This window comes from Mesorhizobium loti CJ3sym (assembly GCF_000472785.1).
In the GTDB taxonomy this organism is placed as follows: domain Bacteria; phylum Pseudomonadota; class Alphaproteobacteria; order Rhizobiales; family Rhizobiaceae; genus Mesorhizobium; species Mesorhizobium loti_E.
The window spans coordinates 816,852-832,797 of the sequence record NZ_AXAL01000001.1 but is presented as its reverse complement, the minus strand read 5'-3'; the positions used below and the strand labels follow the sequence as shown (position 1 = coordinate 832,797).

General features: G+C 61.1%; 15 protein-coding genes and 1 tRNA gene. 10 read left to right on the top strand and 6 right to left on the bottom strand.

Features of this window, described 5'->3' with window-relative positions:
- Positions 1-95 precede the first annotated feature (95 nt).
- Positions 96-186 (bottom strand) — tRNA-Ser (locus A3A9_RS0104515).
- 451 nt (positions 187-637) lie between these two features.
- Here A3A9_RS0104515 and A3A9_RS0104510 point away from each other — a divergent pair.
- Both A3A9_RS0104510 and A3A9_RS0104505 read left to right on the top strand, forming a co-directional pair.
- Positions 638-1,789, top strand: a complete 1,152-nt coding sequence (locus tag A3A9_RS0104510) for a porin (RefSeq protein WP_027057703.1) — start codon at positions 638-640, stop codon at positions 1,787-1,789.
- A gap of 241 nt (positions 1,790-2,030) precedes the next feature.
- Positions 2,031-3,098, top strand: a complete 1,068-nt coding sequence (locus A3A9_RS0104505) for a tyrosine-type recombinase/integrase (RefSeq protein ID WP_430515871.1) — start codon at positions 2,031-2,033, stop codon at positions 3,096-3,098.
- 57 nt (positions 3,099-3,155) lie between these two features.
- On the opposite strand, the gene A3A9_RS0104500 is transcribed toward A3A9_RS0104505, so the two are convergent.
- Entirely contained in the window at positions 3,156-4,055 is a 900-nt protein-coding gene (locus A3A9_RS0104500; protein ID WP_027057701.1) for an alpha/beta fold hydrolase, read from the bottom strand.
- 106 nt (positions 4,056-4,161) lie between these two features.
- Positions 4,162-6,192, bottom strand: a complete 2,031-nt coding sequence (locus A3A9_RS0104495; RefSeq protein WP_027057700.1) for a lytic transglycosylase domain-containing protein — start codon at positions 6,190-6,192, stop codon at positions 4,162-4,164.
- Between the two features lie 349 nt (positions 6,193-6,541).
- On the opposite strand from A3A9_RS0104495, the gene dapA reads away from it, so the two are divergent.
- The 3 genes from dapA (at position 6,542) to A3A9_RS0104480 (ending at position 8,801) form a co-directional block, all read left to right on the top strand.
- A complete protein-coding gene (gene dapA / locus A3A9_RS0104490; protein ID WP_027057699.1) occupies positions 6,542-7,423 on the top strand; it encodes a 4-hydroxy-tetrahydrodipicolinate synthase in 882 nt (293 codons plus the stop codon).
- Between the two features lie 25 nt (positions 7,424-7,448).
- On the top strand, positions 7,449-7,928 hold the full coding sequence (gene smpB / locus A3A9_RS0104485; RefSeq protein ID WP_027057698.1) for an SsrA-binding protein SmpB: 480 nt from the start codon (positions 7,449-7,451) through the stop codon (positions 7,926-7,928).
- A 162-nt stretch (positions 7,929-8,090) separates the two neighbouring features.
- Positions 8,091-8,801: a glycoside hydrolase family 25 protein gene (locus A3A9_RS0104480; protein ID WP_027057697.1), complete on the top strand. Its 711-nt coding sequence runs from the start codon at positions 8,091-8,093 to the stop codon at positions 8,799-8,801.
- A gap of 129 nt (positions 8,802-8,930) precedes the next feature.
- On the opposite strand, the gene A3A9_RS0104475 is transcribed toward A3A9_RS0104480, so the two are convergent.
- On the bottom strand, positions 8,931-9,293 hold the full coding sequence (locus A3A9_RS0104475; protein WP_027057696.1) for a winged helix-turn-helix transcriptional regulator: 363 nt from the start codon (positions 9,291-9,293) through the stop codon (positions 8,931-8,933).
- Positions 9,294-9,404: 111 nt separating this feature from the next.
- On the opposite strand from A3A9_RS0104475, the gene A3A9_RS0104470 reads away from it, so the two are divergent.
- Positions 9,405-10,418, top strand: coding sequence for a zinc-binding alcohol dehydrogenase family protein (locus A3A9_RS0104470; protein WP_027057695.1), 1,014 nt, complete (start codon positions 9,405-9,407; stop codon positions 10,416-10,418).
- Between the two features lie 63 nt (positions 10,419-10,481).
- Here the strand turns inward: A3A9_RS0104470 and A3A9_RS0104465 are convergent, their stop codons facing one another.
- A complete protein-coding gene (locus A3A9_RS0104465) occupies positions 10,482-11,138 on the bottom strand; it encodes a uracil-DNA glycosylase (protein ID WP_027057694.1) in 657 nt (218 codons plus the stop codon).
- A gap of 11 nt (positions 11,139-11,149) precedes the next feature.
- Entirely contained in the window at positions 11,150-11,731 is a 582-nt protein-coding gene (locus tag A3A9_RS0104460) for an NYN domain-containing protein (protein WP_027057693.1), read from the bottom strand.
- A 325-nt stretch (positions 11,732-12,056) separates the two neighbouring features.
- Between A3A9_RS0104460 and rpoZ the strand changes: the two genes are divergently transcribed.
- The 4 genes from rpoZ to A3A9_RS0104430 all read left to right on the top strand — a co-directional run bounded on the left by rpoZ (position 12,057) and on the right by A3A9_RS0104430 (position 15,903).
- Complete coding sequence (rpoZ, locus tag A3A9_RS0104445; RefSeq protein ID WP_027057692.1) at positions 12,057-12,458, top strand: DNA-directed RNA polymerase subunit omega; 402 nt, start codon at positions 12,057-12,059, stop codon at positions 12,456-12,458.
- A gap of 128 nt (positions 12,459-12,586) precedes the next feature.
- Positions 12,587-14,818, top strand: coding sequence for a RelA/SpoT family protein (locus tag A3A9_RS0104440; protein ID WP_027034414.1), 2,232 nt, complete (start codon positions 12,587-12,589; stop codon positions 14,816-14,818).
- A 59-nt stretch (positions 14,819-14,877) separates the two neighbouring features.
- On the top strand, positions 14,878-15,456 hold the full coding sequence (gene pyrE, locus A3A9_RS0104435; RefSeq protein ID WP_027057691.1) for an orotate phosphoribosyltransferase: 579 nt from the start codon (positions 14,878-14,880) through the stop codon (positions 15,454-15,456).
- Positions 15,457-15,522: 66 nt separating this feature from the next.
- A complete protein-coding gene (locus tag A3A9_RS0104430; RefSeq protein WP_027057690.1) occupies positions 15,523-15,903 on the top strand; it encodes a VOC family protein in 381 nt (126 codons plus the stop codon).
- The last annotated feature ends 43 nt before the right edge of the window (positions 15,904-15,946 follow it).

The following is a 15,946-nucleotide window of genomic DNA, read 5'->3' as shown; positions in this document are numbered from 1 at the left end:
ACATAGTCCCCCTACGCTACTTCGTAGCTTCGGGCGACACCCCACGCCCTTTGCGCTACGGGTGGCCTGCCACCCGAAGCCCGCAGGGCGTAGGGTGGCGGAGAGGATGGGATTCGAACCCACGAGAAGCTTTTGACCTCTACTCCCTTAGCAGGGGAGCGCCTTCGACCACTCGGCCACCTCTCCGTTGGGCCGGTGGATAAAGAAAAGCGCCGGCACAATCAACAAGCCCGCATCATTATATGGAAAAATAACAGCGGGCCGGAACCGCGGGGTTACCTGGTACGGCCGTTTTGCGGCAACTCCCTGGCTGGTGACTCGCGACCCTGCCATGATTCCGTCGGCCGATTGCCGGATTCGGCGGGAAATAGGCGGTAGCGGCAGGCCTGATGGTTAACAAGAGCTTTCTGAGTGAGGCCAAATCGTGTCATTTGTGCAACAACGCCGGGGGATAGCAGCCGAACAGCCCTTTCGCCGGTACGATCGTTGTTGAACGGCGCCGGCTCATGGGTAATGTCGGTTTCGAGGAAGCGGCGCGGTGCGCATCTTTTTCGGTAGTGGGGATGGGGCAGGGAACGCTGTCCTTCAGCAAAGAATACCCAGACCCGTTTTTTAACTTTTGACTGGAGGTCAGAAAATGAACATTAAGAGCCTTCTCCTCGGCTCCGCTGCGGCCCTGATCGCAGTTTCCGGTGCTCGCGCCGCCGACGCCGTCGTCGTCGCCGAGCCGGAACCCGCTGAATACGTCAAGATCTGCGACGTCTACGGCGCTGGCTACTTCTACATCCCCGGCACCGAAACCTGCCTGCGCATCGGCGGCTACATCCGTTACGACATCGGCGTCGGTGACGTCGGTTCTTTCGACGGTGCAAAGACAGAGGATCAGCGGTCCGGCAAAGACCAGAGCACCTACTACAAGAACGCCCGCTTCTCGCTGAAGACCTGGACCGGCCAGGAAACCGAACTCGGCACGTTGAAGACCTACACCGAAACCCGCATCAACTTCGGCAACCACAACAACTACATCAGCGACAATTATGCTGAAAACAAGGGCATCTCGCTGAACTTCGCCTGGATCCAGCTTGGTGGTTTCCGCGTCGGTAAAGACGAATCGGCCTTCAATACGTTCATCGGTTATGCTGGCAACGTCATCAACGATACGCTCGTCCCCTACGGCGGCTTCGACACCAACGTCCTGCAGTACTACTTCGATGCCGGAAACGGGTTCTCGGCTGTGGTTTCGCTGGAAGAAGGCTCGGGTAGCGCCAGCGGTACGCCTGGAATTTACCAGGCCAGCACTTCGGGCAACGATTCGATCGACAGCTACGTTCCGTTCGTTGTCGGCGGCGTGAAGTATACGCAGGGCTGGGGTGCCGTCACTGGCGTTGCAGCCTATGACAGTACCTGGGATGAGTACTCAGGCAAGGTCCGCTTGGACGTGAATGCGACCAGCGCACTGTCGCTGTTCATCATGGGCGGCTGGGGTTCCGACAAGAATATCGACCGCAACTTCTACAAGCAGTGGGGCGGTCACTGGGCAGTGTGGGGCGGTGGCACCTACAAGTTCAACGAGAAAACCTCGTTCAACCTTCAGGCGTCAGTTGACCAGGACAAGAACTATGGCGTCGCGGCGAACGTGGCCTACGACCTCGTTCCCGGCTTCACGGTCACTGCCGAAGTTGACTATGCTCACGACGGTCAGTTCGGGAACATTGGCGACAGAAACTGGACCAATGCAGACAAGAAGAACAGCGTCGGCGGCATGCTCCGCTTCCAGCGCTCCTTCTAAGGGCTGGTTCCTTACAGGTGAAATCCAGCCCGGGCGCACAATCGCCCGGGCTGTTTTTGTTTCGTGACTGGGTCAACGCAACAGAAGGAACAGGGGGAATCGGTAGCTGAATAAATCCGCGGGACGATATCGTGGGATCCGTTGATGGGCGGATGGGATCACAACCGCGTGATTAAAATCTCTTGAAAGGACGCTTCCAAGCGGATAGGGCTGATCTATCCACTCGGGGGTGTGACGAATTATGACCAACGAAGCGATTCAAGAGGGTAGCCCCCCGGATCCGTTTTCGATGTTTTCTTCTCAGAACTCAAAGATCAACTACACCTACAACAAGATAAGAGAAGTAAAGTCGTACAGGGTCGGAGAGCTTTTTTCAGCTTACCGGGACATACTGTGGGATGATGGGCGGCATAAATACAATGTCAGCTCATTCATCGGCGAAATAGATGAGATTCTCCTTGGGGAGCGTTTCAGCGCCGTTGACCAGAGTACCCTTGATAACCTTATCGGCACCTTGCGCCAGCGCGGCAACAGCAACGCAACCATCAATCGAAAGATGGCTGCTCTCAGCAAACTGCTGCGCAAGGCTCACAAGATGGGAGATATCCACAGCCTGCCCGAGTTCCGCCGCCAGAAGGAGCGGGCGGGACGGATTCGTTTCCTGGAAAGGGACGAAGAGGCGCGGTTGTTCGCTGCCATAAAGAGTCGCAGCGAGGATGCCTACCGGCTTTCCGTCTTCCTGGTTGACAGCGGTTGCCGCCTCGGCGAGGCGCTCGGATTGATCTGGAATGACATCCAGGAGCATCGCGTCTCCTTCTGGATCACCAAGTCCGGCCGCAGTCGCACCATTCCGATGACCGAGCGGGTCAAGGAAGTCATCAAGCTGCCGCCGACCGAAGGCCGCCGGCCCAAAGGTCCGTTCACCAAGCTCAGCCAGGCACAGTTTCGTGCCATCTGGAACGACGCGAAAGCAGAAGTCGGCCTCGGCGCCGACGATCAGGTCGTGCCGCACATTCTGCGCCACACTTGCGCCTCACGTCTTGTCCAAGGCGGCATCGACATCAGGCGCGTGCAGATGTGGCTCGGCCACCAGACACTTTCGATGACCATGCGCTACGCCCATCTGGCCACCAACGATCTCGACGGTTGCGTTGTGGTCCTGGAAACGCCCCGTGGCGAGGGACTGGCTGGCGGCGCACAAAGTTCGGCGTTTTCATCTCCGCTGACCACGCCTTCAGCGGCAGCGCCCGCGAAAAAGGGCAAGGCGGTCGCGGCAAAGGCGCCCGGGAAAAGCTCGAAAGTCAAATAGTTCGCCGAGCCTAAATATATTGTCATGATGACCCCAGGACCAGATCTGGTCTTGGGTTTACTTTGTTTGAGGTTGCTGTTGCGCCCGATCCAGGAAGGTCGCGATGGCGCTCGGCAGATTTCCGGTTTCCAGGAATGGCGCGTGGCCCTGGCCCTCGACGGTGATCGTCTCCATGCCGGGATGGCGTTTTTGCATGTCCTCGAGCGTTGCGGTGGAGAGCAGTTTCGAATTGCCGCCGCGGATGGCAAGCAGTGGCACGGCGTTCAGCGCATCGAATTGCGGCCACAGATCTGGCAACGGCTTGCTGAAATCGATTCCGGCCAGAGTGTCGATCAAGGCCGGGTCGAAATCGGGCACCAGTCCTACATCCGTGTTGCGGTAGAGCGCACCCACCATCCGAGCCCAGTCCGCATGGGTAAGTGCCGGAAAGTCGCCGCCATGCGTGCGCCACTGCGCGTCCACGGCTTCATCAAATGTCTTCGGCTTCGGCGAGCGCTCGAGATAGGAGCGGATGTTGGCAAGGCCTTCGGCTTCGATCACTGGCGCGATGTCATTGAGCACAATGGCTTTCAGCACGGCCGGCTTCAATGCCCCGAGCACATGAATGATCAGGCCGCCGCGCGACGTCCCGATGAAAGCCGCGTGGTCAATGCCGAGTGCCGCTAGCCCGGCCAGGATATCGCCAGCTTCGACACCGATATTGTAGTGAGCGATTTCGGGATCGTAGGCCGACATTCCTCGCCCTCGGTAATCGAAGGCCACGACCTGGCGCGAAGTGCCAGCGCGCTGCGACAGATAGAGCGCAAGTTCATGAAAGTCGCGGGCGTTCCGGGTCAAGCCGGGCAGGCAGACCACCGGCCAGTCGCTGGTATTGGCCTTGCCGTAGACACGGGCGTGCAGTTTCAACCCGTCCGGCGCCGCATAGAAGAAGTCGGTAAAGCCTTCGTCGCTCGACATTTGAAATGCTGCCCTGGCTGGATAGACTAGAGACAGCTACAGGCGAGGGCAGGGCTGGTCAAATGAAAGACGCTCTGTCCCTCAACCTGACCGAGCAGGGCAAGCCTCAGCTGCGCCCGTTCACCAGATCCCCGACGATGTCGTACTTGCCGGAAATACGCATCTTGTAGACCTCGTAATTCTCCATCACGCGCTGCACGTAACTTCTTGTTTCCGTGTAGGGAATCCGCTCTATCCAGTCCACCACCGCATCGATGTCCTTGCCGCGTGGGTCGCCGTATTTCGCCACCCACTGGCTGGCCCGGTTGGGGCCTGCATTGTAGCCGGCGAAAGTCAGCACGTAGGAGCCGTTGAAGCGGTCAAGCTGCTCGCCAAGGAAGGCTGAGCCGAGTGTGGCGTTGTAGCCGGCATCGGTGGTGAGCCGCCTCTGCGAGAACTCCAAACCGGCCTTCTTCGCCAGTTGCTTGGCGGTTCCCGGCATCAACTGCAGCAGCCCGCGCGCGCCAGCACTGGATACCGCGCCGATGTTGAATTCGCTTTCCTGGCGGGCGATCGCGTAGGCCAGTGCCTTGCCCGAGCCGGAAATATTGGCCGAATCGGGAATGACGCCGAGCGGATGCGACAGCGCGCCGACATCGATGCCGCGCGCGCCGGCGATCTTGCCGACCTTCAGCGCCATGAAATGGTTGTCTTGCTTCTCGGCAAGGACAGCGAGCAGCGCCAGTTCGCCCGGGCTGGTCAGCTGCCCGGCAAGGTCGCGATAGAGCGTTTCGGCATAACGGTCGTAACCCGCCTCTTGCAGGCGCTTGATGGCGCTGACCGCCTCGCGGCTGACAAAACTCTGCCGGTCAGCAGCGCTTGGCGCGGGATAGACGATGTCGAGCGCCTGCCGGCCGATACGTTCTGCGGCGAGCTGGCCGTAAAACGTCGTGCCGTAAGTGGCGGCCCGCCCAAAATAGTCCTTGGCATTGCCGGGGCCGCCGACTTCCGCCGCGCGGCCGAGCCAGTAATAGGCGCGCGACAATGTCATCGGCCCTTGCGCGAGGTCGGCGATGCGCGAAAAATGCGTTGCGGCAAGCTTGGGGTCATTGAGGCCACGCAGCGCATACCAGCCGGCGTGGAATTCGGCCTCCGCCGCATTGGCCGCACTTTCGGCGGCATGCGTGGCGACGATCTGGTAGGCCGTCTTCATGTCGCCCTGGTCGACGAGTTCGCGCGACAGCACCCGGCGCTCGACCCACCAGGCGTCGGGATCGACCAAAGCTTCGCGGTCCGTCGGCGCCTTCATCACAACGGCAGCGGCGCCGGCAAAATCCTCCTGCTTGCGCAGATATTCCGCCTGCGCGAAGAAGTAGCCGGCTGAACGCTGGGATTCCGGCACTGCCTTCAGCAGTTTCAGCGCATTCTTGTCCCCTCTGTCAGCCGCGACCCAGGCCTCGGCAAACTGCTGGGCGCCGGCAAGACCGGCAATGCGCAGCGCGGAATTCACCCGGTCGGCATAGAACATGCGGTCCATGCGAAAACGGTGGTCGGCGGCAGGGATCAGACCGCCGAATTCCTTGATCAGCGCCGTCTCGTCCTTGGCTTCCAGGACCGTGGTGCGCCAGAACGGCGACAGCACCGAGCGGGCCGCCTTGACGTTGCCCGTTGCCACATAGGCGCGGGCGAGGACCATGACGCCTTCAAATGTTTGCGGCTGGCTGCCATCGAATGCCGCAATGACGATGTCGGGGGCGGGGTTCTCGCGGTAGAGCGCGCGCTCGCTGTTCTTGCGCAGGGCAACCGTGCCCGGCCAGTTGGGCAGCATCTTCGCGGCGGCGGCGATGTCGCCGCTCGGAACCTTGTCGCCGCCATAAAGCGCGATCGCCCAAGCGAGAATGTGCTGGTCGAGCGATTGACCGGGAAGAGCCTCACGAATGCAACGGGCGGTAGGAATATCCCCAGCCGCCAGCGCATCCAGCCCAGTTTTCAGCCGGGCGACGCTGGGTGAGGTGTCTTGTTGAGCTTTTTCCTGCACTCCCGGCATCGGGATGGCCGACGTCACCTGCACATCGACGCTGCCGCTGATCGCTACGCCCGGCATCAGCGCGGCAATGGCGCCAAGCAGCGCGAGGAGGTGGGGCCGATTGGCCGGCATGATCCCGTGTCTTTCCCTGTTCCAGCATTTTACCAGCAGGCGAAGATGCTTCGAAGCCTAAACTTAGGTGGTGAAGGGCTCGTAAACAAAGAGTTATCGAGGTCGTTCGAATTGCGCTTGCTGGCACCATGGCAATGCTTGCCGCGTAACCATGTCGAGACTATGGTGCGCCGCTTCGCTTTCGGTTAGAAGGCGCGCACGACAAAACACCGATGCATGTCGCCCAAAAGTGGTTACCGGTTTTGGGACGACGGCATGCATAAACAAACCGAAGCATGTCGCCCAAAAGTGGATACCGGTTTTGGGGGAACGATATGCGTAAACAAAAAGTCCCAAGGAGTTGGACGACATGCTGAGAGGCTCGCTTACTGCGCTCGTGACACCGTTCGAAAAGAGCGGGCGTTTCGACGAGAAAGCCTTTCGCGCGTTTGTCGAATGGCAGCTCGGGGAAGGCACTACGGGTCTGGTTCCCGTCGGCACGACCGGCGAGTCGCCGACTCTGTCGCATGACGAGCATCGCCACGTCATCAAGGTGTGCATCGAGGTAGCCAAGGGCCGCGTCCCGGTCGTCGCCGGTGCTGGCTCCAACAATACCGAAGAAGCGGTCGGGCTTGTACAATATGCCGAGAAGGCCGGCGCCGATGCCGCACTGGTCGTCACACCCTATTACAACAGGCCGACGCAGCGCGGCCTCTACGAGCACTTTGCTGCCGTCGCCAGGGCGACCAAGCTGCCGATCATCATCTACAACATCCCGCCGCGCTCGGTGATCGACATGATGCCGGAGACGATGGGCCGGCTGGCGCACGACTTCAAGAACATCATCGGTGTCAAGGATGCCACCGGCAAGGTCGAGCGTGTATCCGAGCAGCGGATGACCTGCGGCAAGGGTTTCATCCAGCTTTCCGGCGAGGACGCTTCGGCGCTCGGCTTTAACGCGCATGGCGGCGTCGGCGCTATCTCGGTGACATCGAACGTCGCGCCGCGGCTGTGCGCTGAATTCCAGGAAGCAACGCTCTCCGGCGACAGTGCCAAGGCGCTGGAATTGCAGGACCGCCTGCTGCCATTGCACAAGGCGATCTTCATCGAACCCGGTGTCTCCGGCGCCAAATATGCCCTGTCGAAGCTCGGCAAGGTCGAGAACGTGCTGCGTTCGCCATTGGTCACCGTTGAGCAGTCGACGACCGAGAAGATCGATGCGGCTTTGAAGCACGCCGGCTTGATTAATTAGCGATGAGGCGCCACCTCTCCACATCATGAACCAAGTCAGAAAAGCCGATCCCAACAACAAGACCGTCTCGGAAAACCGCAAGGCGCGGTTTTCCTACGAGGTGCTCGACACTGTCGAGACCGGCTTGGTGCTGACCGGCACCGAGGTCAAGTCGCTGCGCCAGGGCCAAGCCAACATCCAGGACAGCTATGCCTCCGTCGAGGGCGGCGAGATCTGGCTGATCAATTCCTATCTGCCGGAATATCTGCAGGCCAACCGCTTCAACCATGAGCCGCGCCGGCGCCGCAAACTCCTGCTCAAAAAGCGCGAGATGGCGAAGCTGTCGCAAAGCGTCGACCGCGAAGGTATGACGCTGGTGCCGTTGAAAATCTATTTCAACGACCAGGGCCGCGCCAAGCTCTTGCTCGCCGTCGGCCGCGGCAAGAAGTTGCACGACAAGCGCGAGACCGAAAAGCAGCGCGACTGGTCGCGCGAGAAGGGCCGGCTCTTGAAGGAACGTGGGTGAGGAGCGGTCCGCGAAGCGGACGAAAAGCCAACGATTTGGCTTTTCGAGCGACGAACGCCCGGAGCCACAGCGAAGGGCCGGACGTCAGGTGATGGCCTGAAAAAAGCCAAGTTGGCTTTCAAGTCTTGAACACACCGAGCCGGCTACCACCTGAGGACAGCCTTGAAGAATCGGATCGTCTTCTGGGGCTTGGTTGGTGTGGTTCTTGCGGGCGTCATCGTTGCCGCCGGCGTTACCTATTTCCACACCTATTCTCCTGATCGCGGCAAATATCCGCTCAGAGGCATCGACGTCTCCCATCACCAAGGACAGATCGATTGGAGCCGCGTTGCCGCCGACGATGTCGCCTTCGCCATCATCAAGGCGACCGAGGGTGGCGATCATGTCGATCGCGCCTTTGCCACCAATCTGCGTGAGGCTCGCGCGGCTGGCCTCGCTGTCGGCGCCTATCACTTCTTCACCTTCTGCCGGCCAGGCGCCGACCAGGCGAAGAATTTCATCGCTGTCGTGCCGCACGATCAGCCCTTGCTGCCGCCGGTCGTCGACATCGAGTTCGGGGGCAATTGTCCGCAGCGGCCATCGCCCGAACAGTTGAATGCCGAACTCCAGGCTTTCCTCGGACCTGTCGAGGCGGCGTTCGGCAAGACGGCCATCGTCTATCTGACCGATGAGGCAGAAGCGGCCTACGCTGGGCAGATCGCCGCTCGCCCACTCTGGCTTCGCTCCTTGCTCATGGAGCCGGATCGCCACGACTGGGTCTGCTGGCAGTACCACAACAGGGGCCGCGTGGACGGCATCGAGGGCGATGTCGACCTGAATGTTTTGCAGGGTGGGCCCGAGAAATTGGCCGCGCTGCTTGCATCCGCGCATTAAGATTTTCCGGCCAAATCGATCGGGGCTGCACGTCAGTATCCGTTTCTTCACAAGCCCGGTTATGCTGTTGCAAACATTGACGATCCGGCTGTTGCCGGTGTGAACTCTGCCGGCCCTACCGGCGTCGCTTCAAGCCGCAACCTGCGCGACCTCCGGCGCCAGCGTCACATTCGCGTCGCCCCAGACCTTCAGGGCTGTAATCACCGGTTCCAGGCTTCTGCCGCGCGGGGTCAGGCTGTATTCCACCTTCGGCGGCACTTCCGGATAGATCTTGCGGGCAATCAGCCCATCGGCTTCCAGTTCACGGAGCTGGTTCGTCAGCATGCGCTGCGTGCAGTTGGGAATGCGCCGGCGTATCTCGTTGAAGCGCAGCGTGCCCTCGAACAGGTGGTAGAGCACGACGCCTTTCCACTTTCCGTCGATATAGCGGAGCGTTCCCTCCACGGTACAGCCGGGGCTGCAATCGAATCGTTCATGGCGAATGCGCGGCATGACGGTATCCTTTTCGACACTATGTGCTTTATATGTGCATTCTTGCGCTCGGCGCACATAATCCGCATCTCTGACCCACACAACGCTCAACAGCAATCGCGGAGAACCAGAATGCGTGCCGTCGGCTATCAAATCCCAGCCCCCATCGCCGATGAGGCCTCCCTTGTCGATATCGACCTGCCCAAGCCGGAGCCGAAAGGCCGTCAATTGCTGGTCGAGGTGAAGGCGATCTCGGTCAATCCGGTCGACACCAAGATCCGGAAAAGCGCCAAGCCCGAAGCCGGAACGTGGCGGGTGCTCGGTTGGGACGCCGCCGGCCGCGTTGTCGCGGCCGGTCCGGACGCCAGACTGTTCAAGCCCGGCGACGATGTCTTTTACTCCGGAGCGCTTGCCCCGCAAGGCACCAATGCCGAGTTCCATCTTGTCGATGAGCGCCTCGTCGGTCGCAAGCCGGCATCACTCGACTATGCGCAGGCGGCGGCGCTGCCGCTGACGGCGGTCACCGCCTTCGAGGCCCTGTTCGACCGTCTTGACGTGAAGAAGCCTGTCGTTGGCGCCGCAAACGCCATCCTGATCATCGGCGGTGCGGGCGGCGTCGGTTCGATTGCGGTCCAGCTTGCGCGCCAGTTGACCGAACTTACGGTGATCGCCACCGCATCGAGGCCAGAGACCCGCGATTGGGTGCTTGGGCTTGGCGCCCATCATGTGATCGATCATTCCATGCCGCTGGCTGCCGAAGTCGCAGCCCTCGGCATCGGCGCACCAGCCTTTGTGTTCTCGACAACCAACACCGACCAGCACCTGGCCGAGATCGCCGAATTGATCGCATCGCAGGGCCGGTTCGGCTTGATCGATGATCCCAAGACGCTCGACATCAACCCGTTCAAGCGCAAGAGCGTTTCGGTCCATTGGGAGTTCATGTTCACCCGATCGATGTTCGAGACGCAGGACATGGCGGCGCAGGGCGAGCATCTCAATGAACTGGCACGGCTTGTCGACGCCGGCACCATCCGCACCACGCTGGGCGAGATATTCGGCACCATCAATGCCGCCAATCTGAAGCGCGCCCATGCGCTGATCGAGACCGGCAAGGCCAAGGGCAAGATCGTGCTGGAAGGGTTCTAATGCATGTCGCCCAAAAGTGACCTCGGTTTTGGGGCCACGACATGCATAAAAACAAAGACGGAGCTATGTTCGCAGGAATGCCGCGATCTCGGCGAAAACCTTGACGAACATGGCTTCCGTCAAAACACCGGTATTGGTGTTGTAGCGCGAGCAATGATAGCTGGAAAACAGCGTAATGCCGCCGGCCGGCAATTGCCCGCCATGCTTGAACGGGTAGGCGGCGACACGCCCGCCCAGCGCGCGCACCGTCGACTGGTGGGCGATCGACCCCAGCGCCAGAACGGCGCGCAGGTTGGGGAACCGGGCGATCGTCGGCACCAGGAATGTCCGGCAGGTGGAGATTTCGGCGCCCACCGGCTTGTTCTCCGGCGGCACGCAGCGCACCGCATTGGTGATCGCGGTGCCGACGAGCTCCAGCCCGTCATCGGGACGTGCCTTGAACTCACCGCGTGCGAAGCCGTGCGCAATCATCGTGGAGTAGAGCAGGTCGCCGGCATAGTCGCCGGTGAACGGGCGCCCGGTGCGGTTGGCACCGCGTAGGCCGGGCGCCAGCCCGACGATCAGAAGCCGGACGGCACCCTCGCCGCCCGGTGGCAGGAAGGTCGGCACCGGCGCATTGAACCAGGACGGCTCGCGCTGCCGCCATTGCGCAATGAAGCCATGCAGCCGCGGGCAGAGCGGACAGTCGCGGCCGGGTTCGGAAGCGGAAAGGGCGGTCAAGGTGACCGCCCTCAGTAGTCGTCCTCGTCGACTTCAGCTGGTTCGGGCCGGCGCACCGGCCGCTCGGAGGGATCGCGGCCGACTTCGTTCTTCAGCGTCGTCAGGTCGATGAAATGGTCGGCCTGGCGGCGCAGATCGTCTGAGATCATCGGCGGCTGCGAGGCCATGGTCGAGACGATCGACACCTTGCGGCCGCGCCGCTGCAGCGCTTCGACCAGCGTGCGGAAGTCGCCGTCGCCGGAAAAGATGACATAGTGGTCGACGACGTCGGCCAGCTCGAGCGCATCGACGGTCAGTTCGATGTCCATATTGCCCTTGATCTTGCGGCGGCCGGTCGAGTCGGTGAATTCCTTGGCCGGCTTGGTCACCACCTTGAAGCCGTTATAGTCCAGCCAGTCGATCAGTGGGCGGATCGAGGAGTACTCCTGATCTTCCACCAAAGCCGTGTAATAATAGGCGCGCAAGAGATAGCCGCGCTTGTGGAAACTCGACAGGAGCTTGCGATAGTCGATGTCGAAGCCGAGTGCCCGCGACGTGGCGTAGAGATTGGCGCCGTCGATGAACAGGGCTATTTTTTCACGAGGGTCGAACATGGAAAATATTCCTTTTCGAAAAATGCGGTCGTCTAAACGAAATGCGGCAGCGACTATCGGTCAGGCTCATAATAAACCGGCTGACCTTCGCCATCCGAGATAACGCCAGTTTGGCGGCAATCCAAGGCGAGATGAGGCAACGCAAGCAATTGTGATCGAGGCATCCGACGCCACGGATACGACGGGGTTGTGCTTCAATCCGATGTTTGACCGCAGGATTGAGGCCCCGCAGCGCCGACTTTGGCATGATGCTTGTATTTTGGCGGCGTTCGGGTTATGGACCGCGCCTGTTTTCCATCAAATCCAGGCATGAAAGGGGCAGTCCATGGCCCGCGTAACCGTTGAAGATTGCATCGACAAGGTCGACAACCGCTTCGAGCTGGTGCTTTTGGCCGGCCACCGTGCTCGCCAGATCAGCCAGGGCGCGCCGATCACCGTGCCGCGTGACAACGACAAGAACCCGGTCGTCGCGCTGCGCGAGATCGCCGATGAGACGCTGTCGCCCGACGACCTCAAGGAAGATCTGATCCATTCGCTGCAGAAGCATGTCGAGGTCGATGAGCCCGAAGCCGATGGCGAAGTGATCGCCGATCAGACCGGCGGTGCAGTTGCGGCCACCAACAACGATGACGCCGAGGAGAATGTGACGTTCGATCGGATGACCGAGGAAGATCTGCTGGCCGGCATCGAGGGTCTGGTGCCCCCGGAAAAGAGCGACGACTACTAAGACAACGCTCCGGAAGCGCCTGGAACAATCCAGCGGCACTTCCGTCTCGGCAGTTTCGTGGCTATCTATGACATGCGCCGTACAGCAGTGCGGCGCATGATTCATTTCATCGCTGAGAGATTTCGCCCATGATGCGTCAGTATGAGCTTGTCGAGCGCGTCCAGCGCTACAAGCCTGACGTCAACGAGGCGCTGCTCAACAAGGCCTATGTCTATGCCATGCAGAAGCATGGCCATCAGAAGCGCGCTTCCGGCGATCCCTATTTCTCGCATCCGCTCGAAGTCGCAGCCATCCTCACCGAAATGCACATGGACGAGGCGACGATAGCCGTCGCCCTGCTGCACGACACCATCGAGGACACCACCGCGACGCGGGCCGAGATCGACGATCTGTTCGGCCCCGAAATGGGCAAGCTGGTCGAGGGCCTGACCAAGCTGAAGAAGCTTGATCTCGTGTCCAAGAAGGCTGAGCAGGCGGAGAACCTGCGCAAGCTGCTGCTGGCGATTTCGGAAGATGTGCGCGTGCTGCTGGTCAAACTCGCCGACCGTTTGCACAACATGCGCACCCTTGACCATATGCCGGAGGCCAAGCGCCTGCGCATCGCCGAGGAGACGATGGACATCTATGCGCCGCTGGCCGGGCGCATGGGCATGCAAGGCATGCGCGAAGAGCTGGAAGAGATCGCCTTCCGCTTCATCAATCCGGAAGCCTACCGCGCCGTTACTGCGCGGCTTGCCGAGATATTCGAGCGCAACAAGGGCGTGCTGACCGACATTGAAAAGGCACTGTCGGCGCTGTTTGAAAAGCATGCCATCAATGCCGGCGTGAAGAGCCGCCAGAAGAAGCCGTGGTCGGTGTTCCGCAAGATGGAGGCCAAGGCGCTGTCCTTCGAACAGCTCTCCGACATTTTCGGCTTCCGCGTCGTCGTCGACAGCGTCGAAGACTGCTACCGCGCGCTCGGCGCCATCCACACCACGTGGTCGATGGTGCCCGGCCGCTTCAAGGACTACATTTCGACGCCGAAGCAGAACGACTACCGCTCGATCCACACCACCATCGTCGGGCCGTCGCGTCAGCGCGTCGAGCTGCAGATACGCACCCGCGAAATGAACAAGATCGCCGAATATGGCGTCGCCGCCCATTCCATCTACAAGGACACCGGCGGCAAGACGAATGGTGCTGCCCCCGCGATCTCGAAGGAGACCAACGCCTATGCCTGGTTGCGGCGCACCATCGAGCAGCTCGCCGAAGGCGACAATCCCGAGGATTTTCTCGAAAACACCAAGCTGGAACTGTTCCAGGACCAGGTGTTCTGCTTCACGCCGAAAGGCATGCTGATTGCATTGCCGCGTGGCGCCACGCCCATCGACTTCGCCTACGCCGTGCACACCGACGTCGGCGACACCTGCGTCGGCGCCAAGGTCAATGGCCGCATCATGCCGCTGATGACGGAACTGAAGAACGGCGACGAGGTCGAGATCATCCGCTCCAAGGCGCAAGTGCCGCCGGCTGCCTGGGAATCGGTCGTTGTCACCGGCAAGGCCCGCGCCGCCATCCGTCGTGCCACCAAGAACGCCATCCGCAAACAGTATTCGGGCCTTGGCGCGCGCATTCTGGAGCGCGCCTTCGAACGGGCCGGCAAGACCTTCACCAAGGAAAGCCTGAAGCCGGTGCTGCACCGGCTGGCGCGCAAGGACATCGAGGACGTGCTGGCGTCCGTAGGCCGTGGCGAACTGGCCTCCACCGACGTCATGAAGGCGGTCTTCCCCGACTACAAGGACGAGCGCGTCACCGTCAGTGCCCCCAAGCAGCGTGAGGAAGGCTGGTCGAAGATCCGCAACGCCGCCGGCATGCTGTTCCAGATGCCCGGTACTCGGGCCGCGCGCAAGGACAAGGACCAGCCGCGCGATGGCGCCGTGCCGATCCGTGGTGTGCGTGGCGACCTTCCGGTGCGCTTCGCGCCGGAAGGTGCGGTGCCGGGCGACCGCATCGTCGGCATTGTCCAGCCAGGCACCGGCATCACCATCTATCCGATCCAGTCGCCGGCACTGCAGGCCTTCGACGACCAGCCTGAGCGCTGGATCGACGTGCGTTGGGACATCGATGAACGCACCAAGGAACGCTTTCCCGCGCGCGTCTCGGTCACCGCCATTAATGCGCCGGGGTCGCTCGCCGATATCGCCCAGGTCGTTGCGTCCAACGACGCCAACATCCATACGCTGTCGATGGTGCGCACCGCGCCCGACTTCACCGAAATGCTGATCGATCTCGAAGTCTGGGATTTGAAGCATCTCAACCGGCTGCTGTCGCAGCTCAAGGACAATTCGAGCGTCAGCGATGCACGGCGCGTAAATGGCTAGACCATGATCCCGAAAAGTGGGAACCGGTTTTCGGAATGGTCAATTCAAGAGGGGCGCAGATGAATACCGATGAAGTGCTGGGCATTTTCCGTGAGGCGGGTGCTGTTCTGGAAGGGCATTTCATCTTGACGTCGGGCCTGCGCAGCCCGGTCTTCTTGCAAAAGGCGCGGGTGTTCATGCATGCCGACAAGACCGAACGGCTATGCAAGGCGCTGGCCGAGAAAATCCGCAAGGCGGTGCCAGGCAAGATCGACTATGTCGTCGGCCCGGCGATCGGCGGCCTGATTCCGGCCTACGAAACCTCGCGCCATCTCGGCGTGCCGGCGATCTGGGTCGAGCGGGAAGGGGGCGAGTTCCGCCTGCGCCGCTTCGAGATTGCCAAAGGTGCGCGCGTCGTCATCGTCGAGGACATCGTCACCACCGGCCTGTCGATCCGCGAAACCATCGACTGCCTGCGCGAGCTTGGCGCCGAAGTGGTGGCGGCTGCCTGCATCATCGACCGTTCTGCCGGCAAGTCCCATGTCGGTGTGCCGCTGATCGCGCTCGCCGAATATGAGGTTCCAGCCTATCCCGCCGATCGTTTGCCGCCGGAACTTGCCGCCATCCCGGCCGTTAAGCCCGGTAGTCGCAACATTTGACCGTGCATGTCGCCCAAGAGTGTGCAGCGGTTTTGGGAGGGACGACATGCATGAAAATAAATGCAGATGATCGTCGGCATCGATCATTTCGTGTTGACGGTCGCTTCGCTCGAAGCGACCTGCGCCTTCTATCAACGCGTGCTGGGCTTTGAACGCATCGACACTACGGGACGGCCGACAGCGCTGGTGTTTGGCAATCAGAAGATCAATGTTCACGAAGTCCGCCGCACTTTCGAGCCGAAGGCGAAGTCACCGACACCAGGTTCAGGCGATTTCTGCCTGATCACCGACAGGCCGCTCGACGAAATCCGAGCCCACATCGAGGCCAATGGCGTGGTGGTGGAACTCGGCCCGGTCGAACGTGTCGGCGCTCGAGGCCCGATGCTGTCGGTGTATTTTCGCGACCCGGACGACAATCTGGTCGAGGTTAGCGAATACCGATCTTAGCCGCCAGCAAGGCCGTCCTTTCGGCGAAGCGGCTGCCGGCTCC